Annotated in this window: 18 protein-coding genes, 4 tRNA genes and 3 pseudogenes; 20 read left to right on the forward strand and 5 right to left on the reverse strand. The window is 39.0% G+C overall.

Features of this window, described 5'->3' with window-relative positions:
• Positions 1 to 23 precede the first annotated feature (23 nt).
• Genes ligA through LA20531_RS08405 form a run of 6 tightly spaced genes read left to right on the forward strand, consistent with a single transcriptional unit; the run spans position 24 to position 7,329 of the window.
• Positions 24 to 2,027, forward strand: a complete 2,004-nt coding sequence (ligA, locus tag LA20531_RS08380; protein WP_013641606.1) for an NAD-dependent DNA ligase LigA — start codon at positions 24 to 26, stop codon at positions 2,025 to 2,027.
• Positions 2,028 to 2,040: 13 nt separating this feature from the next.
• The gene (locus LA20531_RS08385; RefSeq protein ID WP_082589016.1) at positions 2,041 to 3,189 is read left to right on the forward strand and encodes a CamS family sex pheromone protein; all 1,149 of its coding nucleotides are present in this window, start codon (positions 2,041 to 2,043) and stop codon (positions 3,187 to 3,189) included.
• An 11-nt stretch (positions 3,190 to 3,200) separates the two neighbouring features.
• Positions 3,201 to 3,509 carry an Asp-tRNA(Asn)/Glu-tRNA(Gln) amidotransferase subunit GatC gene (gene gatC, locus LA20531_RS08390; RefSeq protein WP_013437359.1) on the forward strand — a complete coding sequence of 103 codons (309 nt, stop codon included), beginning with the start codon at positions 3,201 to 3,203 and terminating at the stop codon, positions 3,507 to 3,509.
• Positions 3,509 to 4,948 (forward strand): Asp-tRNA(Asn)/Glu-tRNA(Gln) amidotransferase subunit GatA, encoded by a 1,440-nt coding sequence (gatA, locus tag LA20531_RS08395; protein ID WP_013437360.1) that lies wholly within the window; start codon positions 3,509 to 3,511, stop codon positions 4,946 to 4,948. The genes gatC and gatA overlap by 1 nt, the downstream gene beginning before the upstream one ends.
• Positions 4,949 to 4,952: 4 nt before the next feature.
• Complete coding sequence (gatB, locus tag LA20531_RS08400) at positions 4,953 to 6,383, forward strand: Asp-tRNA(Asn)/Glu-tRNA(Gln) amidotransferase subunit GatB (RefSeq protein ID WP_056939931.1); 1,431 nt, start codon at positions 4,953 to 4,955, stop codon at positions 6,381 to 6,383.
• A gap of 25 nt (positions 6,384 to 6,408) precedes the next feature.
• Positions 6,409 to 7,329 (forward strand): diacylglycerol kinase family lipid kinase, encoded by a 921-nt coding sequence (locus tag LA20531_RS08405; RefSeq protein ID WP_052542872.1) that lies wholly within the window; start codon positions 6,409 to 6,411, stop codon positions 7,327 to 7,329.
• A gap of 166 nt (positions 7,330 to 7,495) precedes the next feature.
• Here the strand turns inward: LA20531_RS08405 and LA20531_RS08410 are convergent, their stop codons facing one another.
• Positions 7,496 to 7,900: a hypothetical protein gene (locus LA20531_RS08410; RefSeq protein ID WP_056939930.1), complete on the reverse strand. Its 405-nt coding sequence runs from the start codon at positions 7,898 to 7,900 to the stop codon at positions 7,496 to 7,498.
• A 487-nt stretch (positions 7,901 to 8,387) separates the two neighbouring features.
• Between LA20531_RS08410 and LA20531_RS08415 the strand changes: the two genes are divergently transcribed.
• Positions 8,388 to 8,699, forward strand: coding sequence for a hypothetical protein (locus tag LA20531_RS08415; protein ID WP_236704146.1), 312 nt, complete (start codon positions 8,388 to 8,390; stop codon positions 8,697 to 8,699).
• A gap of 50 nt (positions 8,700 to 8,749) precedes the next feature.
• Here the strand turns inward: LA20531_RS08415 and LA20531_RS08420 are convergent, their stop codons facing one another.
• The gene (locus tag LA20531_RS08420; protein WP_056939929.1) at positions 8,750 to 9,460 is read right to left on the reverse strand and encodes a Bax inhibitor-1/YccA family protein; all 711 of its coding nucleotides are present in this window, start codon (positions 9,458 to 9,460) and stop codon (positions 8,750 to 8,752) included.
• Positions 9,461 to 9,599: 139 nt separating this feature from the next.
• Between LA20531_RS08420 and LA20531_RS08425 the strand changes: the two genes are divergently transcribed.
• Positions 9,600 to 9,947 (forward strand): hypothetical protein, encoded by a 348-nt coding sequence (locus tag LA20531_RS08425; RefSeq protein WP_056939928.1) that lies wholly within the window; start codon positions 9,600 to 9,602, stop codon positions 9,945 to 9,947.
• Positions 9,948 to 9,998: 51 nt separating this feature from the next.
• Here LA20531_RS08425 and nhaC read toward each other — a convergent pair whose 3' ends face one another.
• On the reverse strand, positions 9,999 to 11,375 hold the full coding sequence (gene nhaC, locus LA20531_RS08430; RefSeq protein WP_056939927.1) for a Na+/H+ antiporter NhaC: 1,377 nt from the start codon (positions 11,373 to 11,375) through the stop codon (positions 9,999 to 10,001).
• A gap of 368 nt (positions 11,376 to 11,743) precedes the next feature.
• On the opposite strand from nhaC, the gene rlmD reads away from it, so the two are divergent.
• The 3 genes and pseudogenes from rlmD to LA20531_RS08440 all read left to right on the forward strand — a co-directional run.
• Positions 11,744 to 13,096 carry a 23S rRNA (uracil(1939)-C(5))-methyltransferase RlmD gene (gene rlmD / locus LA20531_RS08435; protein ID WP_056939926.1) on the forward strand — a complete coding sequence of 451 codons (1,353 nt, stop codon included), beginning with the start codon at positions 11,744 to 11,746 and terminating at the stop codon, positions 13,094 to 13,096.
• 345 nt (positions 13,097 to 13,441) lie between these two features.
• Positions 13,442 to 13,715: pseudogene (locus LA20531_RS11375) on the forward strand (helix-turn-helix domain-containing protein); the annotation flags it as partial.
• A pseudogene (locus LA20531_RS08440) lies at positions 13,713 to 14,471 on the forward strand (ISL3 family transposase); the annotation flags it as partial. The pseudogenes LA20531_RS11375 and LA20531_RS08440, both read left to right, overlap by 3 nt.
• 94 nt (positions 14,472 to 14,565) lie before the next feature.
• On the opposite strand, the gene LA20531_RS08445 reads toward LA20531_RS08440, so the two are convergent.
• Positions 14,566 to 14,766 (reverse strand): cold-shock protein, encoded by a 201-nt coding sequence (locus LA20531_RS08445; RefSeq protein WP_056939925.1) that lies wholly within the window; start codon positions 14,764 to 14,766, stop codon positions 14,566 to 14,568.
• 211 nt (positions 14,767 to 14,977) lie between these two features.
• On the opposite strand from LA20531_RS08445, the gene LA20531_RS08450 reads away from it, so the two are divergent.
• From LA20531_RS08450 to LA20531_RS08490, 8 genes and pseudogenes are all read left to right on the forward strand, one after another.
• Positions 14,978 to 15,424 (forward strand): HEPN domain-containing protein, encoded by a 447-nt coding sequence (locus LA20531_RS08450; protein WP_056939924.1) that lies wholly within the window; start codon positions 14,978 to 14,980, stop codon positions 15,422 to 15,424.
• A gap of 69 nt (positions 15,425 to 15,493) precedes the next feature.
• Positions 15,494 to 16,021: pseudogene (locus LA20531_RS08455) on the forward strand (helicase-related protein); the annotation flags it as partial.
• Positions 16,022 to 17,008: 987 nt separating this feature from the next.
• Positions 17,009 to 17,509, forward strand: a complete 501-nt coding sequence (locus tag LA20531_RS08465) for a GNAT family N-acetyltransferase (RefSeq protein ID WP_056939922.1) — start codon at positions 17,009 to 17,011, stop codon at positions 17,507 to 17,509.
• A gap of 108 nt (positions 17,510 to 17,617) precedes the next feature.
• A tRNA-Ser gene (locus LA20531_RS08470) sits at positions 17,618 to 17,704 on the forward strand.
• Positions 17,705 to 17,710: 6 nt separating this feature from the next.
• Positions 17,711 to 17,784: transfer RNA gene (locus tag LA20531_RS08475), tRNA-Asp, on the forward strand.
• Positions 17,785 to 17,790: 6 nt separating this feature from the next.
• A tRNA-His gene (locus LA20531_RS08480) sits at positions 17,791 to 17,866 on the forward strand.
• 4 nt (positions 17,867 to 17,870) lie between these two features.
• Positions 17,871 to 17,943: transfer RNA gene (locus LA20531_RS08485), tRNA-Val, on the forward strand.
• 62 nt (positions 17,944 to 18,005) lie between these two features.
• The gene (locus LA20531_RS08490) at positions 18,006 to 19,472 is read left to right on the forward strand and encodes an MFS transporter (RefSeq protein ID WP_056939921.1); all 1,467 of its coding nucleotides are present in this window, start codon (positions 18,006 to 18,008) and stop codon (positions 19,470 to 19,472) included.
• Between the two features lie 7 nt (positions 19,473 to 19,479).
• On the opposite strand, the gene LA20531_RS08495 is transcribed toward LA20531_RS08490, so the two are convergent.
• Positions 19,480 to 19,992 (reverse strand): TetR/AcrR family transcriptional regulator, encoded by a 513-nt coding sequence (locus LA20531_RS08495; protein WP_056939920.1) that lies wholly within the window; start codon positions 19,990 to 19,992, stop codon positions 19,480 to 19,482.
• 109 nt (positions 19,993 to 20,101) lie between these two features.
• Between LA20531_RS08495 and LA20531_RS08500 the strand changes: the two genes are divergently transcribed.
• Positions 20,102 to 21,874 carry an oleate hydratase gene (locus tag LA20531_RS08500; protein ID WP_056939919.1) on the forward strand — a complete coding sequence of 591 codons (1,773 nt, stop codon included), beginning with the start codon at positions 20,102 to 20,104 and terminating at the stop codon, positions 21,872 to 21,874.
• Positions 21,875 to 21,878 lie beyond the last annotated feature (4 nt).

Genomic DNA, 21,878 nt, shown 5'->3' on the forward strand with positions numbered 1-21,878 from the left:
AGATTTTAATCAGGAGGGCAAAAATGGCAGAAATTACTCTTGATGAAGCCAAAAAAGAGGCTGCTTCACTTAGAACCCAATTGAATGAATGGGCCGATGCATACTACTCAAAAGATGCACCTGAAGTTGAAGATAATGTCTATGATCAAAGCTATAATCGTTTGCTTGAACTCGAAAAAGAGTTCCCAGAGATAGTCACACCCGATTCAATTACGCAAAGAGTTGGTGGACAAATTGACAACGATTTTACTAAAGTTGAGCACCCGATTCCTATGCTTTCAATGGGGGATGTCTTTTCAAAAGAAGAATTGAAAGAATTTGACCAACGGATGCAAAAATTGGTTGGCCACCCCGTTGAATACAACGTCGAATTAAAGATCGATGGTTTGTCATTATCGCTTGAATATGAAAACGGTAAGTTAGTTCGTGCTTCGACTCGTGGTAACGGTTATGTAGGTGAAGATGTAACGGCTAACGCGCATTACATTGCCGACATTCCGCAAACTTTGCCAGAGCCTTTGACTACGGAAGTGCGTGGCGAATGTTACATGGGCAAGGAAGCCTTTGCCAAGCTTAACGAAGAGCGTGAAGAACAAGGTTTGAGCGTTTTTGCCAATCCACGTAACGCTGCAGCCGGTTCGCTTCGTCAGCTTGACCCTAAGGTAACGAAGAAGCGTCAACTGAGCACCTTTATCTATACTTGGGTTAATCCACCAGAAGGTATTACTAGCCAGCACCAAGCCATTGAGCGCATGCACGAATTAGGTTTTCACACTAATGAAACCGGTCGAAAATTAGCTACGCTTGATGAGATCTTTGACTTTATTGATGAATATACGGCTAAGCGTAACAGTTTGACCTATGGCATCGATGGGATCGTATTGAAGATTGATGATTTAAACATTGAACAAGAATTGGGTAATACCGTAAAAGTGCCACGTTGGGAAATTGCTTATAAGTTCCCACCAGAAGAACAAGAGACAATTGTCCGCGACATCGTTTGGACGGTTGGCCGTACCGGTGTAGTAACGCCAACTGCTGTGATGGATCCCGTTCAACTTGCTGGTACAACTGTTGCTAGAGCTTCGCTGCACAACCCTGACTATTTAAATGAAAAGGGCGTTCGCATTGGCGATACGGTTAAATTGCACAAGGCCGGCGACATCATTCCAGAAATCTCTGAAGTTGTTTTAGCAAAGCGTCCAGCAGATTCAGAGCCTTACAAGATTCCTGATACTTGTCCATCATGTGGTCAAAAACTGGTTCACTTAGAAGACGAAGTAGCTCTTCGCTGCATTAACCCATCTTGTCCAGCCCAAGTAGAAGAAGGAATTACCCACTTTGCATCGCGTCCTGCGATGAATATTGCCGGCTTAGGTCCTAAGATCGTTAAACAGTTAATTGCCAAGGATTTGGTGCACAACGTTGCCGATCTTTACCACTTAACTGCCGATGATTTGGCCGAGCTTGATCACTTTAAGGAAAAATCGATCAATAATTTGCTTACTGCAATTGATAATTCCAAGTCAAATTCAGTAGAATTGTTAATTACAGGCCTTGGAATTGATCACGTTGGAGCAAAAGCAGCCCGTTTAATCGCCCAAAAATTTAAAAATCTGTCAAAGATTATGGCTCAAGGGGTGCAAGATATTGCTTCAATAGATACAATAGGCATGACGATTGCCGAATCGATGACTACGTATTTTGCTCAGCCTGAAGTGCAAAAGCTGATTGAAGAATTGCGCGAAAGTGGTTTGAACATGGATTACCTCGGTGAAGATGAAGAAGCTGCACCTGATAACCCATTCAAAGATAAAACAGTTGTATTAACTGGAAAATTAGAGCATTATACAAGAAGTGAATTTACCAAGAAGTTGCAAGCCTTAGGTGCTAAGGTTACCGGCTCAGTTTCTAAGAAGACCAATTATGTAATTTATGGTAAGGATGCCGGATCTAAGTACAATAAGGCCGAGCAACTGGGAATTCCGCTTTTAACCGAAGAAGAAGCAATCGCACAAATTGAATAAAGGGACAATTATTGTGAAAAAATATTTGCAGATTATGGCTTTGGCTGGGGTGATGATTACCCTAAGTGGCTGTGGCAGACTAAAGGACTCAAGTTTAGCCAACAATGCGACAACTACTTCTACAACTAAGAGAAAAAGTTATCAAACAACTAATACGGGTAATAGCGGCTACAGCGTTTTGTTAAAGAACGGCCGCTACGTTACTAGTCCTATTTCTGGTTTGACTGCTACTGATAACGACAACTCAGTAGATACGCGTGAACTTGAACGTGGTTTGATTCAAATTTCTAAGAATCAATTTTCAACTAACCAATACGTTTTCCAAGAAGGTCAGTATTTGGATTCTTCAACGGTTACCGATTGGCTAACCAGAAAATCAAAATCTAATCCCCAGGGCTTGAACCCTGTTAATAACGGCAAGACCGGTACTGATACCAGAAATCCAATTTATTTGGAAGAAATTATTGAACAAGATTACTTGACCGGTTCCGGTTCTAAGTATTCAATTGGTGGTATGAGTTTGGGTCTGGCCATGAATTCCGTTGACTACTTCCAAAAGAAGCGGAATGGTGCAGAATTCCAAACCGATATTTCAAGAGCTGAACAACGCGCACAAGGCGAGAAGATGGCTAATGAAATCGTCGCTCGTTTGCGTAAAAAGAAGGCTTTGAAGAATATTCCAATTACCGTTGGTTTGTTCTCAAAGACCGGAAAAGACTCATTAGTTGGCGGAACTTACTTCGCTTACGGGACAGCGGCGTCTAATAGTAGTAGAATAACTAAATGGAAATCCGTGTCGGAAAAAATGCAGATTTTACCGACAACTGGTAATGAAAAGGCAATTAATAGCAACGACGCATCGCACTTTAATGATTTCAAGACGTCTATTCAAAATTATTTCCCTAATATTAGTGGGGTAACGGCAACTTTGCGTTATGATAATGGCAAGCTGGCTCAAGAAAATATTTCAGTAACGACCCAGTTTTATGGCTACGAGCAAATTCAAAGTTTTACTCGTTTAGCTTTGTCAGCAGCAAAGAAGTATTTGCCTAACAATATTCCAATTGAAATTAGGATTGGATCGGTTGACGATGTTCAAGCATTAATTGCCAAGGAAACCGGCGATAGTGATTATCAAGTCCATGTTTATGGCGGCGAATAGGAGGTATTTGCGTGGAAATCACAAAAGATACCATTAAACACGTTGCGACTCTTTCGCGACTTGCGTTTAATGAGGAAGAATTAGATAAATTTACTGATCAAATGGGATCAATCATCAACATGGCTGATCAACTTAGCGAAGTTGATACTGAAGGTGTTGATGAAACTGTCCAAGTTGTTGACCGTGATACTGTCTTCAGAGAAGATAAACCTGAACACTGGCAAGGACAAACTAGAGAAACATTAATGGCAAACGTTCCTGAAAAGGCTAACGGCTACATTAAGGTTCCTGTAATTATTAATAAGGATGAGGACGAGTAATGAATTACTTAAACGAAGATATTGATTCATTAAACAAAAAGCTTGCCAGCGGTGACTTGTCAGCAGATAAGTTAGCTAAAGACACTGTGGCAAACATTAAGGATACAGATAAGAAGTTAAACGCTTGGATCACTGTTTTAGATGATGCAAAGCCCGCAGAAAACCTTGACTACTCAAAGAGCAAGTTAGCAGGTATTCCAATTGCTATTAAGGACAACATTATCACTAACGGTATTAAGACTACTGCTGCTAGTCACATTTTGTACAATTACATGCCAATGTACGACGCAACAGTTATTTCTAAGCTTAAGAAGGCTGGCGTAACCTTTGTAGGTAAGACCAACATGGATGAATTCGCTATGGGTTCATCAACTGAACACTCATACTACGGTGCTACTCACAACCCATGGAACTTAGACAAGGTTCCTGGTGGTTCATCCGGTGGTTCTGCAGCTGCAGTTGCCGGTGGTCAAGTTGTTGCAGCCCTTGGTTCAGATACTGGTGGTTCAATTCGTCAACCAGCTGCATTCAACGGCATTTTTGGTATTAAGCCAACTTACGGCCGTGTATCTCGTTGGGGTCTTATCGCATTTGGTTCTTCACTTGACCAAATCGGTGTAATGACTAAGCGCGTTAAGGACTCAGCAGAAGTATTGAATGTTATTGCTGGTGCAGACGAACACGACTCAACTGTTTCAACTCGTGAAGTTCCTGACTTTACCAAGTTTATTGGTCAAGACGTTAAGGGCCTTCGCGTAGCTGTTCCTAAGGAATACATGGAAGCAGTTAGCGGTGAAATGCGTGAAGTTATCCAAAAGCAAATCGATACTTTAAAGGATGCTGGCGCAATCATCAACGAAGTATCATTGCCACACACTAAGTACGTTGTTCCTGACTACTACATCATCGCTTCAAGTGAAGCTTCATCAAACTTGCAAAGATACGATGGTATTCGTTACGGCTACCGTGCTAAGGATACTAAGAACTTGCTTGACGTTTACGTTAAGTCACGTTCAGAAGGCTTCGGTACAGAAGTTAAGCGTCGTATCATGCTTGGTTCATTTGCACTTTCAGCCGGTTCATACGACAGATTCTTCAGACAAGCTGCTAAGGTTAGAACATTAATTTGCAATGACTTTGACAAGATCTTTGCTGAAAATGACGTAATCGTTGGACCTACTACTACTGAACCTGCATTTGGTATTGGCGAAGAAGTTTCTGACCCAATCAAGATGTACAACAACGATATTTTGACTATTTCTGCCAACTTAGCAGGTATTCCTGCAGCTAGTGTTCCAGCTGGTTTAGTTGATGGTATGCCTGTCGGCTTACAAATTATGGCTAAGCGCTTTGATGAAGGTAACGTCTTCAAGACTGCTGACTTTATTGAACGCAGCAATAAGTTTTACGAAAAAACACCAACTGGAATGGAGGATTAATTGAATGAATTTTAAATCGACTATCGGACTTGAAGTCCACTTCGAATTAAAGACAAAGAGCAAGATTTTCTCTCCTTCACCAGTAACCTACGGTGCTGAACAAAACACGGAGACTAATGTTATTGACTGGGCTATGCCTGGTACCTTGCCAATGGTTAACAAGAACGTTTACCGTTTAGGTATCATGGTTGCCTTGGCAACTCACGCTCACATTTTGCCAACTACTCACTTTGACCGTAAGAACTACTTCTATCCTGATAACCCAAAGGCTTACCAGATTACTCAGTTCTTCCAACCACTTGCTCGTGATGGTTACATTGAAGTTGAAGTTCGTGGTAAGAAGAAGAGAATCGGTATCCACGAAATGCACATCGAAGAAGATGCTGGTAAGAACACTCACGGAACCAACGGTTTCTCATACGTTGACTTGAACCGTCAAGGTGTTCCACTTCTTGAAGTTGTTTCTGAACCTGATATGGAAGACCCAGAAGAAGCTTACGCATACCTTGAAAAGTTACGTAAGATCGTTCAATTTACTGGTGCTTCAGACGTTAAGATGGAAGAAGGTTCAATGCGTGTTGATACCAACATTTCCATCCGTCCTGCAGGTCAAAAGGAACTTGGTACTAAGGTTGAAATGAAGAACTTGAACTCATTTGACCACGTACGTCGTTCACTTGCCTACGAAGAAAAGCGTCAAGAACAAGTTCTTTTAGCTGGTGGTCACATTCAACTTTCAACTCGTCGTTTTGACGAAGCAACTGGTAAGACTGTTTTGGAACGTGTTAAGGAAGGTGCTTCTGACTACCGTTACTTCCCAGAACCAGATATCGCTCCTGACCACATTAGTCAAGAATGGATCGATCAAATCGCTAAGGAACTTCCAAAGAGCCCATTTGATCGTTACGATGACTATGTAAACAAGTACGGTTTGAAGCCATACGACGCAAATGTTTTGCTTCAAACTAAGGAAAGTTCAGACTTCTTTGACGCAGCTGTAGCTGCTGGTGCTGATCCAACTCTTGCTGCTAACTGGATGAACACTCAAGTAAATGGTTACTTGAACGATCACCGTGTAAGTTTGAATGACATCAAGCTTACTCCAGAACACTTAGCAGAAATGATCAAGTTGATCAAGGATGGTACTATTTCATCTAAGATCGCTAAGAAAGTCTTTGCTGAAACTATTGCTAACGGTACTGATCCTAAGAAGTACGTTGAAGACAACGGTATGGTTCAATTGTCAGATACTTCAGTCTTAGCTCCAATGGTTAAGAAGGTTGTTGACGATAACCCACAATCAGTTGAAGACTTTAAGAATGGTAAGGACCGTGCAATCGGCTTCTTAGTTGGTCAAATCATGAAGCAAACTCGTGGTAAGGCTAACCCTAAGATGGTTAACAAGTTGCTTAACCAAGAATTGCAAAGTCGTTAATTTTTAGAACGTTAAGGTAGTAATTATGACTAGTAAAGCAAGATTAATTTATAATCCTGTATCCGGTCACGAGCAGATGCCCAAAAACGTGGCCGATATTTTAGATGTGTTAGAGCAAGCTGGTTATGAAGCTAGTGCTTTTAGAACTACACCTGAACAAAATAGTGCTCGCAATGAAGCTACACGTGCCGCAAAAGAAGGCTTTGACCTGATCGTTGCAGCCGGTGGTGACGGGACAATCAATGAAGTAGTTAATGGGATTGCCTTTTTAGATAAGAGACCTAAGATGGCAATTATTCCAGCAGGTACGACTAACGATTATGCCCGTGCATTAGCTATCCCACGTGACAATATTCCGGATGCCGCAAAGGTTATTTTGAAGAATAAGACACGCAAGATGGATATCGGTAAAGCGGTTTTTGGTGATCAAACTCAATATTTTGTAAATATTGCTGCCAGCGGTTCTTTAACAGAATTAACATATGGCGTGCCATCCGAAGTAAAATCAGCTTTAGGTTATGCAGCTTACCTCATTAAGGGTGCAGAAATGTTGCCTCACTTAACTGAGAACGAAATGCGTTTAACTTATGATGATGGCGTTTATGAAGGCAAGCTCTCAATGTTCTTGTTGGGAATGACCAACTCAATTGGTGGTTTTGAACAAGTTATGCCTGATGCGCAACTTAGTGACGGACTTTTCCAATTGATCGTTGTTAAGCCTTCAGATCCTGTCAGCATGATGAAGTTGATGGCTTTGGCTTTGAATGGTAAGCACGTTGATGATCCTAACATCATCTATACCAAAACTAGAAGCTTAAAGGCTGAACTTATTGGTAAGAATGCAGGACGAGATTTGCCAGTTAACCTTGATGGTGAAATTGGTGGATATTGTCCAGTTGAATTCCATAATTTACAACAAAGAATTGAATTCTACGTTGGTAAATAATGATGATAAGAATAAGAATCTGGGAATTTCCTAGATTCTTATTTTTTCTATTTAATTCTGAAAAGGGTTATTAGAAAAATGACACACAAAAGTATTCAACCAAAATGGCTTGTCATTACTCAGTTAGTGCGCAAAAGGTGGTTAGTTACAAGCTAACCACCTTTTTTTACATTTGATTTGCTTCTTTGATTTTATTTAAAAGTCTTTCTGGATGATATTGATAATGATAAGTATTAAAACAAATTTGAATAAGATTTAACCAATTTTTCTTGATTTGACTATAACTAATATCATCACGTCTATTTTTAGCTAGATACTTATAACTAATAGAGATCAGTCTATCTAAGATTAATTTGCGAGATTTATTTTTGAAGGCGAAGTCCTTAAGCAATTGTTCGTTTATATTTTCGATGAAAACTTGATTGATGTGCTTAACTGGTTGAAAAGGATAATAAACATTGTCACTTAGAAGGACGTTTTCGAATTGGTCTAAGATTGTTTCATCTTTTTCGGAGAGAGAAAGTGGCGTCATCACTTCATGAATGCGGATAATGTTTTGTGATTTAGTCATTTTGCTCAAGTCCTATCTATAGTCCAACTAATTACACCATCAGTATATGGGATGCGGCTACTTGGTACAATGAACGGTGCAAAAGTAAAAATAATTAACACATTAGTAAAATATAATTTTCCCTTTTTTGGTATAATAATCTGCAATATTTTGGAAAAGATGACTGAAATGATAAAAGTGTGTGTCAGAGAGATGATATGCTTGCTTTTATTAACAAAAGGGTAAAAAATGTATAGTGAAATTAAAATGGAATTTTACTTAGAAGATATCCTTTTATGACTTCTAAATTCATAAGTAGTATTAGGAAGGATTTAGGTGCAATAAACTTAATGGATATTAGAATCACTAATACGAAAAATAATCTAGTAGCAGCCTTATTAACTTGTTTAGAAGAAAAAAGCCTTCGTGATTAAAAGTAAAAGATATCATTAAAGTTTCAGGCGTAAGTACCAGAACTTTTTATCAATATTACTCAGACGTTAATAGTTTGGTTAACGACGTCGAAGATGACTTTATCGCTGGTTATACTGAGAGCGTTAGAAAAGACAGAGATATTTTGGATCGTATTGATTTAACTAAGCCAGTGCAAGAGCAACTGGAATCAGTATTGAATTCAACCAAGAACACCATTTCATTTTGTTTTGACCGTAAAATAGAAATTCAAATTTTGTTGTCAGAGAATGGCGATATTCTTTCACCATATGATGTGCGTCAGAGCATTATGGCATTCTTACACCAGTCTCCGGTAGAATTGATGAGCAGCATGGTTCCTAATAAAGAAAAAAAAACAGAGCAATAAAAAATCCTGTTGGTGTAAAAACCAACAGGTATTTTCTTATCTTCATTAAATTAGTTACGGTCGTTGCCCATGCCAAAGATTTGAAGCAAGAACAAGAAGATGTTAATGAAGTCTAAGTAAAGTTGTAAAGCACCCAATACAGCAAGGCCGTTAGTAGGAACTTGGCTGCCGTAGTTGTTGTAGATGCTCTTCATCTTTTGTGCATCATAAGCGGTCAAGCCAGTGAAGATTATAACACCGATGATTGAGAATACGAATGAAGCAACTGAGTTGCGCAAGAAAATATTAACAATCATAGCTACAAGCAAACCAATCAAAGCAGCGCCCATGTAAGAACCTAAGTTGTTTAAATCTCTCTTAGTAAATGTACCGAAGATGGCCATTGCACCAAAGACAGCAGCTGAAGAAAGGAATGCCGTACTGATTTGAGCGCCAGTGTAGAAACCAGCTAAAAGTGCAAATTCAAATCCGTAGATGACAGCCAGAATCATTAACATTACAAAGCCAGCAACTGGATTTCTTGTAGCTCTGAAGCTGATCCCCATTGATAAACCAAGAGGTACGATCAGAATAATCCACATCAATGCAGTTGGCATTTGCATCACAGCTGCTCTGAAAACAGTCATGGTCAAAAATGCGGTGATAGCTGATACAAGAACAGCTAAGCCCATGTAGCCATACATCTTGGAAAGAAAACCATTAACTTCTGAGACGTCGTGAACTTGGCGACGTTCAGGACTTGAAAAGTTCATGTTGTCCATATATATGTCACTCTTTCTATTTAATTGTCTTATCTATTTTAACGTATTTGTTTAAAATTATAAATTTTTTTGATCTTTGGGCAAATACTTAACACTTTCTTGAAGATCTTGCTATCCTTGAAATAAGGGAGTAATTTTTATGGATAAGAAATATACTGATAGTGAAGTGCGCGGCGAGCGTAGCGACCATCCTGATAAGAGTTATGCGGCAGATGAAGTGAGAAAATTATTCTTTACAGAAAATGCTAAAAAGAAATATGACATTTTAACTGGTTCGCAAAAGACCTTTATTGATAGGGAACTTGATGATTTAAGATTGAGTCGAAGCAGTTCGGTAAGCCGCAAAGATAATTCTGAATTGCAACAAGAAATTGTTTTTGAAGAGCAAAATAATCAGGTGATTGTGACGGATATTTTGTATGATGATTATCGTAATTCAAAAGAATATAAAAAAGCGCAAGTTCGCATGTATGATATGAATAATTAAAAGGCCTGCAAAATTAATTGCAGACCCTTTTAATATCTAGTTATATCCAAATTATTTGTCTTTCTTAGCCCGTTTTAAGCCGATGCCTGTTACACCACTAAAGATTGAGAAGACAGGTGATAACAAGCTGAAGAAGACGAATGGCAAGAATTGAAGCACAGGTACACCCAATGCAGATGCAGCGAATGAACCGGCAACGCCCCAAGGAATCAAGTAGTTGATAACACTACCACCATCTTCAAGTACACGACTAAGTGCTAATGGTGAAAGACCGATTTTATCAAAGGCTGGCTTGAATGCACGACCAGGCAAAATTACTGATAAGTATTGTTCACCAACGAAGAGGTTGATACAAATACCTGAAAGAATAGTTACGGTGATTAAACGACCAGGTTTGTTCAGATGCTTAACGAGTGGTTCCATCGCACTTTGCACGATGTTGAACTTCATGAGCATCCCACCAAGTGACAAAGTTGAAATGATGAGCGCTACAGTAGCCATCATGCTGGAAATACCACCACGGGTAAGCAATGCGTTAACTGAAGCATCGCTAGTTTTGGCAACGAAACCGTTCATGATCAAGTTGTTCAATGATTGAGCAGATTCATGAGGACTTTGGATAAAGATCATGACCACAGTAATTGCAATGTTCATGAACAAGGTAGGAATTGCAGGGATCTTACGCCAAGCACAGATCAACATAAGAACGATTGGCAAAAGTGCCCACCATGAAATGGTGAAGTTGTTTTGTAAAACTTGTGAGGTACGTTCAATCTTGGTTGGGTCCATATGGCCGCTGTTACCCAAGATCCAGAACAGAATAAGTGATACGACGAATGAAGGAATAGTGGACCACATCATGTTCTTGATGTGTGAGAAAAGTTCACTTTCGGCAACGGCTGATGACAAGTTGGTTGAGTCTGACAAAGGAGACATTTTATCGCCGAATACCGCACCGGAGATGATCGCACCGGCAACTAAGGCAGGGTTGGCACCCATACTTGAACCGATACCAAACAAGGCAATCCCGACAGTTGAGATGGTGGTAAAACCACTACCGATGGCGACACCAACGATTGAACAAACGATGAAGACCGATGGTACGAAGAAACTACCACTGATCATGTTAAAACCAAGAACCATGATGGAAGGGATGATTCCGGCTTTGATCCAAACACCAATTAAGGCACCGATCAACATGAAGATGAAGATAGGAATGATCGCAACGCCGATACCTTCTTTAATCCCGTTTTGAACGTCTTGCCAACTAAAGCCGCGCAATCTTGCCCCAAAGGTAAGAAGTAGTACAGTGAACAAAACTGGCACTTCTGGGGACAAACCGAATTTAATTACGGAAACGCCCAAGATAGCTAGTAGAACTATCAGAATGATAATTGATTCTGCAAAAGATACCTTCTTTTTTTCCATATTTCTATTCCTCCAAATAAAAAAGCCCCGCTGACCTAAGTCAACGGGACGACGATAGCCGTGGTACCACCCACTCTTTCAAGTCTAAGTACTTGAATCTCTATCAGATGGTAACGGTTCTGAATATTTCCGAGCAATAAAAATTACGATGTAATTCGTCTAGCTTCGCCTGTCTGGTTCGCACCTACCACCAGTTCTCTGAACGCTGAGCGAAGCAGCTACTGTTTTCGTTAATTATTGAAAACTATGATAGCAATATTAAAAATGTATGTCAATACTTTTCATGAAAAATAATTTTCAAGACACAAAACTAGTCAAGTATTATAATGATTACAGTATTGATTTATTAAAAAGGTTGAAGATAATACATGAAGAAAAACCAAATTGTTGACTTAGAGATTACCGACCTCTCATACGAAGCAATGGGGGTTGCTCACTATGAAGGTTTGACAGTCTTCGTTACTAACGCTCTTCCAGGTGAAATCGTTAGTGCAAAAATTTTAAAGGTCAAAAAGAACTTTGCTTTTGCCAAAATCGAAAAAATTAAGAAAGAGAGCCCAGATCGAGTAAAGATCAAGCTTAACCAATGGGTGCAAACTGGCTTGGCATCTTTGGCACATATCAAATATGACAAGCAACTTGAATTTAAGCGTAATCAAGTAGTTAACTTGCTTAAAAAGGCGCACTTAGATGACATTGAAGTAGGGCAAACTTTGCCAAGTCCTGAACAAACAGGCTACCGTAACAAGGCACAAGTGCCAGTGCGTGAAATCAATGGTCAGCTCGAGATCGGCTTTTTCAGACGTCATTCACACGACTTAGTGCCACTGACTAATTTCTTTACTACTGATCCTGAAATCGACCGTGTGCTTGTTACTGTACGTGATATTTTACGTAAATATAGAGTGCCTGCTTATGATGAAATCAATCATAAAGGTGAAGTACGCTATCTTGATGTGCGTAGAAGTAAGGCAACTGGCGAGATCATGGTCATTTTGGTCTGCTTGCACAATGACTTCCCACAACTTTTGGGCGTTGCTGCTGAAGTGAGCCAAATTCCTGGTGTTACTGGCTTGATTTTGAACCACAACCCTAAGAAGACCAACGTAATTTTGGGTAAGAAGGACTACTTGGTCTTTGGTAACGATCAAATTACTGATCAAATTGGTGATTTGAAATTCAGAATTTCACCACAAAGTTTCTTCCAAATCAATTCATTGCAAACACCACGCTTGTACGATTTGGCTATTAAGAAGGCTGATTTGAAGCCAAGCGACGTTGTGATTGATGCTTATTCAGGTATTGGGACAATCGGCTTGAGTGTGGCTAAGCACGTGAAGGCGGTCCGAGGAATCGAAGTTGTACGGGATGCCATTAAAGATGCCAAGGATAATGCTAAGTTGAACGACATCGATAACGCTAAGTATTACTTGGGTAAGGCCGAAGAAATTATGCCACGTTGGGCTAAGCAAGGTCTTAAGACCGATGTTGTTTTCGTTGACCCACCTAGAAAAGGTTTAACGCCTGAATTTATTGATGCGACTGCGAAGACTGGTCCTGAAAAGGTTATTTATATTTCATGTAACCCTGCAACCATGGTCCGTGATTTGCAATTGTTCCAAGAAAAAAGTTATGAATTTAATCGAATTGATCCTGTTGATATGTTTCCACAGACTCCACATGTTGAAGCTGTAACGGTCCTCGAACGTACAGAAAAATAGCGTATGAATGCCGGGGTGGTGGCATTCCTGATAGATTGAAAGTGTACTAATTCCCGTTTTATTGATTGGAATTAGTACACTTTTTGCTTTTAAGCTAGAGGGTCGAGTGGACAACGTGCTGGATTTTTAGGTTGTGTAGATAAGTGTCCGTTTTGGGGAGTTGAGTTGGTTAAGTTGATGAGAGAAGCAGTAATGGTTGACATGACGATAAGATAATGGATGTTAATTATTAAAGATATTTATAAGGCAGATTGTAAAATTTAAGTTGAACATTTAAGTGGACAGAAAAACCCATCAAGGTCTTTAATGGTGTTACCGCACAATCCATTAGAAAGAAGGACCTTGATGAGCACAACTATTTTATCATTCCAGAACCGTGTTGTCATTGAAACGCTTCATAATGAAGGACGTTCCTTGCGATACATCGCTAACTACTTAGGCTTTAGTAAGGACCACCATCTTTAACGAACTTCACCGGCTAAATAGTGAATACCAGGCTGAGCTAGCGCAAACTGACTTTGAACGAAAGGTTAGTCAATGGGGGCGGAAGTCTTCGCTCACTAAAAACCTTAAACACTTGGTCGAGAAAAAGATTCAAGTCCAGAAGTGGTCCCCTGATATTATTCTGTCACGACGTAATCGCTACTTGCGTAATTACTTTCTGCGCTACGACCGCGCGGCTCGTCTGGCAGTGCGCACGGTTACGGTTGACCTGTATACGCCTTATCATCATCTTATTCATGAACTATTTCCCCATGCCATAATTATTGCCGACCACTTTCATGTGGTCGCTCAAGCTTACCGGGCTTTGAATAAAATTCGGGTTAAAGCTATGAACCAAGCTGGCAATGGGAGCCATCAATGGCGGGCACTCAAGCATTTCTGGAAATTAATCCTAACCCCAGCGGGGTTACTCAAATATGATAACTATTGGTCACGTCGTAATTTTGGCTATACTCAGTTGACCGACGTTGAAGTTATTCAACGCTTACTGGCTTTCAATGATGATCTTAAACAAGCTTATCGTTATTATCAGGACCTTATTCTCGCGATCAATCATCGTAGTAAGGATGAATTCAATCATTTACTCGCGATTAAATGGACCCAGCTTCCCCAATCACTTCAAAAAGTTCAACGGACTCTCCGGAGGCATCGTAAAGAGATTATCACCAGCTTTAAATATGGTGACTACACGAATGGTCCAGTCGAAGGAACTAACAATAAGATCAAAGTTATTAAACGAACTGCTTATGGCTTTCGTAACTTCTTTAATTTTCGGGCTCGAATCCTGCTTGCCCTTCCTAACTCATACTTTGCCATCAACTGGAAGAATAAAAGAACAGCTCATGTCCAATCTCAGACACGAGCTGTTTGAAAACTTATTCAAATTTTTCTATCAGTACTTCTTGACGAAGAGCCATAAAAAAGAACTGCTCCATCAAAAGCAGTTCTTCATAATATTAGACAAATTATTGTGGAACAACATTAGTCGCTTGAGGTCCTCGCTTGCCTTGTTCAACATCGTACCTAACTTTTTGCCCTTCCTCAAGACTCTTAAAACCGTCAGTTTTAATTGATGAAAAGTGTACGAATGCATCTTTACCATCTGAACCAGTGATAAACCCAAAGCCCTTATCAGCATTAAACCATTTTACAGTACCAGTTTGCATATATATATATCCTCCTAGAAATCAAACCAAAGTAACCAAATTAAATTAACATCTAAGAAAATAATAGATAGCAAAGATGAATGATACTTATAACTTCCGTATATGTCAATTTAATTAACTATAACACTTTAATTCGCTGTATGCAACCCTAAATAATTCAAGCGCACAGTTTTTCATATGACTATATGATGTCCAATCGGAGTTGCTCAGTGTGATAAATAATTGGGTAAGTTCCTCAAAAGAGTTACAGTTACTGGTGGATGACTATTTGTTAACGGTTAACTACAGGTCGGTAATTGAAAATGATCTTGTCAATTATACACAAGGCATTGAATCGTATTTTAGGAATGAACGTCTTACTTTGAGGGATAAAATAAACAAATTTATTGAGGAATTGCCTGAATCCTATAGAGAACTATTATCTGAACACGTTGGAAATACAGATGATTGGATTGGAAAGCTTGTAAGCACAAGGGTATTCCTAACACACGGAGATAGAGAAAATATGGCGGTATCTAATCCTTATAAGTTAGTGCAGATGACAAAAATATTCGGCTTTATGGTTATAATCTTTATTTTACAAAAATTAGGGATAACCATTGATAAACCAAAGATACTTAATAAATTTAAGAATGTTTTAACTACTCATTACTATTAAGTAACACGAACTTACTGTAAATTAGGTTTAATAAAGATCAGAATGTTTAAAATAGCACCCAGCCAAAATAGCATTGATAAGCTGGTCAGTCAAGGCAAAAAGGTCGTGGTGTGGGGGATGTTTGTCGGTACTATGCAAAAGATTACCGATACTCTTAATGGCATGGGCATTAAAACTACCTTGGTTTATGGAACGACACCAAAACAGGATCGAGAAGGAATGATTAATAATTTCCGGACCGATGATGCACAAGTACTGGTATCGAATCCTAACACTTTAGGGGAATCCATTTCGTTGCATCAAACTGTACACGACGCGGTTTACTTCGAATACAACTTTAATTTGACCTTCATGTTGCAGTCCCGAGATCGGATTAACCGTCTGGGACTACCAGCAAATCAATACACAAGGTACTACTATTTGATGACCAAGGGCGATGTTTCACATATGGGCTTTATCGACAGGATAGTTTACAAGAAACTAAAAGATAAAGAAAAAGTGATGCTGGATGCAATCGATGGTCAGCTGCTTGTTCCTGAATATACTGACGATTACTTGCAGGAAGTTAAGGACATTGTGATGGGGAGGTATAAGTGAAGGAAACTATACAACTAAATAAAAGATATAACACTCAACGAACTCCAAGATAGAGTGAAATATATTTTAAGCTTTAAAAATAAGTTATAAATATTAGAGGAAAATGATATACAGCAAGGGGTTACTGTAGCTAGGGCATTACAAAGTTTTATTAATGCTGAGGATAAAGAAGTAACCAAAACAAGGTACGACCGTTTGATGAAGAGTAACAATTATTTATCAAATTACAAGGGCTTTATTCTGGAGTTCCGACGATTTAACGGTCAAATTACAAGGGCTTTATTCTGGAGTTCCGACGATTTAACGGTCAAATTACTAAAGGAAACCTGCATAGTTTTATTTTTGAAATAACATCAGCTCATGAGTCAACAGTACTTAATGCATTATTTCCAAATGGGAATGTGCAGTTTAAGGATCTGTAATTTGCCACTAGTAATCACTGATGGTAAAATATGAATGTAGACAAAAAAGCGAGCCGCTTTAAAGGCAGTGGTTTAGTTACTTTTTATTTAATAAAAGATTGTCCGCAACTGGCCAAAGTTATGTGACGCTCTTTTATTATGCACAGAATGTGAAAATAAAGGTTAGTAATGCTTGGTAGACGCTCACGGGCCGTAATCCTTTCTGAAGCATAGCTCATTGGAATCACCTCATCTCGAGGGAACAGACACCGCCCATAAAACTTCTCGCAAAGGTGATTATGTCATAATTGGATGATGGCTTTGATATTTATAGTTCAGGTTTCCGCAAACGTTTGTCTACTAACCATTGTGGATCTTCTGTTACCACAGATGGCTATATAATTTTGATCAGCTAATCATCTACATAATCTAGATCTATTAGCATTTTTGAGTCGTGTAGATATATGTGCTACTATTTCGTAGACATTCCCTATTGCGACAGGGCGCAATTTGTACCTAATGTGCAATTGCCAGACACCGGTCACTGCATGTTGAAGCTGTAACTGTTCTTACAAAGAAGTAGAAAATGATTATTAAACCACTAATTTCTGAAGATGAAGCAAAAGAAACAAGTCGACTTTTTCAAAAATGTTGGCAAAATACATATAAAGATATATTGCCAGATGTATTTTTAGATAATATTACTGAAAATGCATGGGTTAAACGGTTGAATGAAAGTGGCCGTCACAATTTAATTTTTATTGATGATGACAATAAAATTCGTGCTGCGGTGAGCTATGGTCGCCCGCGTGATACTCGCATGCTAGGGTGCGGCGAATTAATGGCTTTATATGTTGAACCAGATTTCCAAGCCTTTAATATCGGAAAAACTTTGCTTAATGCTGCCGAAAATGAATTGAAAAAGATGGGTTACGGCAAGATCTATCTGTGGTGCATTGATGGAGATGAAAATGCACGACAATTTTTTGAACATTTTGGCTGGGTTAATAATGCTACCGAAAAGTTTGTGGAAATTGCTGGAAAAGAATACAAGTACTTGCTATATCAAAAGAATTTGCATGATTAAAAATTATTTGAGATGCAGTTATGTTCTAAATTGGACATAACTGCATTTTTTTGCAAAAAAGACTTGCGCTTTTATCTCACTTTAGTATAATAGTATCTGTTCGGCTATGGAGGATTACCCAAGTGGCTTAAGGGGACGGTTTTGAAAACCGTTAGGCGGTTCTGCCGCGCGTGGGTTCAAATCCCACATCCTCCTCTGATTGGTCCATTGGAGCAGTGGCTTATCTCGCCTCCCTGTCACGGAGGAGATCGTGGGTTCAAATCCCACATGGACCGTTTATGGCGGAATTGGTGAAGGGGTTAACACACTGGTTTGTGGATCCAGCATGCGTGGGTTCGAATCCCACATTCCGCCCCATAATGGAGGATTAGCTCAGCTGGGAGAGCATCTGCCTTACAAGCAGGAGGTCACAGGTTCGAGCCCTGTATCCTCCATATTTTTTTACTCTTATTATCGCTGATAATAGGAGTTTTTGTTTTTTAAAGGGGAAAGTTGAATGAATAAAAAACAAATTACAATGGTTACGATTGCCCTGATGCTTGGGAATGTAATGTCAGGACTTGATGGAACAATTATTAATACTGCAATTCCGACAATTGTGGCAGCTTTGCATGGGATTCAGTTTATGGGCTGGATTGTGGCGATTTTTTTATTAGGGATGTCGATTTCGATCCCAATTTGGACTAAGATTGGTGAGAAAATCACTAATAAAAAGGCCTTTGAAATTTCTCTAGTATTATTTGTGCTTGGAGCTGCTTTGCAGGGAATAGTACCAAATATCATCTTTTTCTTGTGTTCTAGATTCATTATGGGGATCGGCGCAGGTGGCATGGGATCTCTTCCTTACATTATTGCCGGTTACGTTTTTAAAAATATTAAAACTAGAACAAAGGTCCTTGGCTACTTGATTGCTAGCTGGAATGGTGCTGCAATTTTAGGACCATTAGTTGGTGGTTGGCTGATCGATGCCTTTTCTTGGCACTGGGTCTTCTATATTAATATTCCAATTGGTTTGATAGCATTAATCATTTGCCTTATCTACTACAAGCCTGTTACACCAGAAAAAACACCAGTCTTCGATATTCCTGGTGCTGGTTTGTTAGTTATTGGCTTGCTTTTATTCTTGATGGGTATTCAATTAGTTGGCTTAACTGCTAATTGGATTGTGATTAGTTTGATTATCATCAGTCTAGTATTTATTGTTCTCTTCTTTATTCGAGAGAATCATGCAGCTAATCCAATCATCCCAGTATCTTTGTTTAAAAATAAAGATTTAGATGGTGACTTTCTTTTATTTGCCTTTACTTGGGGTGCATTTATTGCAGTTAACACCTACATGCCAATGTGGGCTCAAGCATTGCTTGGTTTATCTGCACTTTTAGGTGGGATGACTTTGATTCCTAATTCAATCGTGGAAATCATAGCCTCTCAAAGTGTAGCGGCTATTCAAGAGCACATGAGTACATTTAAATTAGCCTTAATCGGAATCATTGCAATGATGATTTCATCAGCTGGGTTATTTTTAGCAGATATCCATACACCGGTACAGATGCTGACCTTTATCGGTGCATTTTCAGGAATCGGTGTTGGCTTTATCTTCGTTGCTATGCAATTGAAGGTTCAACTTGATGCTGGATTGAAAAATATGGCTACGGCTACTTCAACTTCATATTTGATTAGAATTTTGGCTCAAACCGTCATGGCAGCTGTGTACGGCGTAATTATGAACTTGAACTTGGCAAGCGGCGTTCATACATATAAGGGCATTACGATGGCAATGATGAACAAGTTAAGTGATGCAAAAAGTGCCAAATTATTGCCTCAGGAATTGGTACCAACAATGAGAACAATTTTCCATGCGGGGATTAAAGAGATTATGTTGGTATCGTTAATTTTGTTAATCATCGCTTTTGTGTTGAATTTCTACTTTAACTTTGGTAAAAAGCGTAAGAAACTACAATAATAAGACATTAAAGCATAATGTGTTTTTCCGCATAATTAATTAAATCTTCTAGTGGAGTAGCATAATCTTGCTTCACCCACCAGATTAAAAGCATGTAAATTCCGCCGGATTGGTAGGCAATTGCATAATCTGGCAAATTTAAGTCAGGGTGGTAGACATTAAGCAGCTTTTTTAAGTAGCGAGTTTGAAAGTTTAATAGACTCCCTTCAAAGCCAGCGTCTAATAAGATTTTCATGACCTTGGGATTTCCTTTGAAAAAAGTTAGGTAAGCTACTAACTGCTTGGTCAATGTTTTCAATTTGTGTTCATTGATATCGACAATGAATTTTTTATATTGATTAGCCAAAAATAGCATTAATACATCGTTTTTTTGGCTGTAGTTACGATAAAAAGAAGTTCGAGAAACATGAGCTTTACGCGTAATTTCTGCAATGGAAATTTCTGCGTAAGGCTTTTTTTGTAATAAATAAAATAAAGCTTTTTCTATATGTTGCTGCGTGTGCAGGCTTTTCATATTCATAAAAAATCATCCTTTGATTAGTTTTAATTTGACAAATGATATCGCTTACACTATCATTATAGCTGCAAATAGTTACAGGTGTAACAATTATTTGAAAGAAGTGTAAATTATGCATTATAGCAATGGTAATTATGAAGCATTTGTAAAGGCTGAAAAGCCAAAAGACGTTGATCAAAAATCTGCATATATTGTTGGATCAGGCTTAGCTGCTCTTGCCAGCGCTGTATTTTTGATCCGTGATGGTCAAATGAAGGGCAATAGAATTCATATCTTTGAAGAATTGTCACTCCCTGGCGGTTCAATGGATGGTATTTATAGCAAAGAAAAAGAAAGTTATATCATCCGTGGTGGTCGTGAAATGGAACCACACTTTGAATGTTTATGGGACTTGTTCAGATCAATTCCTTCAACTGAACATGAAGGCGAATCAATTTTGGATGAATTCTATCGTTTGAATAGAAAAGATCCAAGCTATGCTAAAACTCGTGTCATCATCAATCGCGGTGAGGCTCTTCCAACTGATGGTCAACTTTTGTTAACACCTAAGGCAGTAAAGGAAATCGTTGATCTTTGCTTAACACCTGAAAAAGATTTGCAAAACAAGAAGATTAACGAAGTCTTTACCAAGGAATTCTTCCAATCCAACTTCTGGCTTTACTGGTCAACTATGTTTGCCTTTGAACCATGGGCAAGTGCAATGGAAATGCGTCGTTACTTAATGCGTTTCGTTCAACACGTTGCTACATTGAAGAACTTATCATCACTTCGCTTTACTAAGTATAACCAATATGAATCATTAATTCTGCCAATGGTTAAATATTTAAAGAGCCATGGCGTACAATTCCACTATGATACGGTGGTAGATAATATCTTTGTTAACCGTTCAAATGGTGAAAAGGTTGCTAAACAAATTATCTTAACTGAAAAAGGTGAGAGAAAGACAATCGATTTGACCGAAAATGACCTCGTCTTTGTTACTAACGGTTCTATCACTGAAAGCACCACTTATGGTGATAACTTCCACCCAGCTCCAGAAGAGCATGAATTAGGCGCTAGCTGGCAATTATGGAAGAACTTGGCAGCCCAAGATTCCGACTTTGGTCATCCAGATGTCTTCTGCAAAGATATTCCGAAGGCTAACTGGAGAATGTCAGCTACGATTACCTTTAAGAATGACGATATTGTGCCATTTATTGAAGCTGTTAATAAGAAGGATCCACACAGCGGCTCAATTGTTACTAGTGGTCCAACTACGATTAAAGATTCTAACTGGTTATTAGGTTACTCAATTAGTCGTCAACCACACTTTAAGGCACAAAAGCCTAATGAATTGATTGTTTGGCTTTATGGTTTGTTCTCAGATACTAAGGGTAATTATGTTGAAAAGACCATGCCTGACTGTAACGGTATCGAATTGTGTGAAGAATGGCTTTACCACATGGGTGTTCCTGAAGAAAGAATTCCTGAAATGGCTGCAGCTGCAGCTACTATTCCAGCACACATGCCATACATCACTTCATACTTCATGCCTAGAGCATTAGGTGACAGACCAAAGGTTGTCCCAGATCATTCTAAGAACTTGGCCTTCATTGGTAACTTTGCTGAGACTCCAAGAGACACTGTCTTCACCACTGAATACTCTGTCAGAACTGCCATGGAAGCTGTTTATACCTTGCTTGATATTGATCGTGGTGTGCCAGAAGTATTCGCATCCGCATTCGATGTCAGAATGCTCATGAACGCAATGTACTACTTGAACGATCAAAAGAAGCTTGAGGACCTTGATTTGCCAATGGGTGAGAAGTTGGCAATTAAGGGGATGCTCAAGAAGGTTAAAGGCACCTACGTAGAAGAATTGCTTAAGAAGTACAAGTTGATTTAAATGA

The sequence above is a fragment of the Lactobacillus amylovorus DSM 20531 genome (assembly GCF_002706375.1).
GTDB classification, from domain to species: Bacteria; Bacillota; Bacilli; order Lactobacillales; family Lactobacillaceae; genus Lactobacillus; species Lactobacillus amylovorus.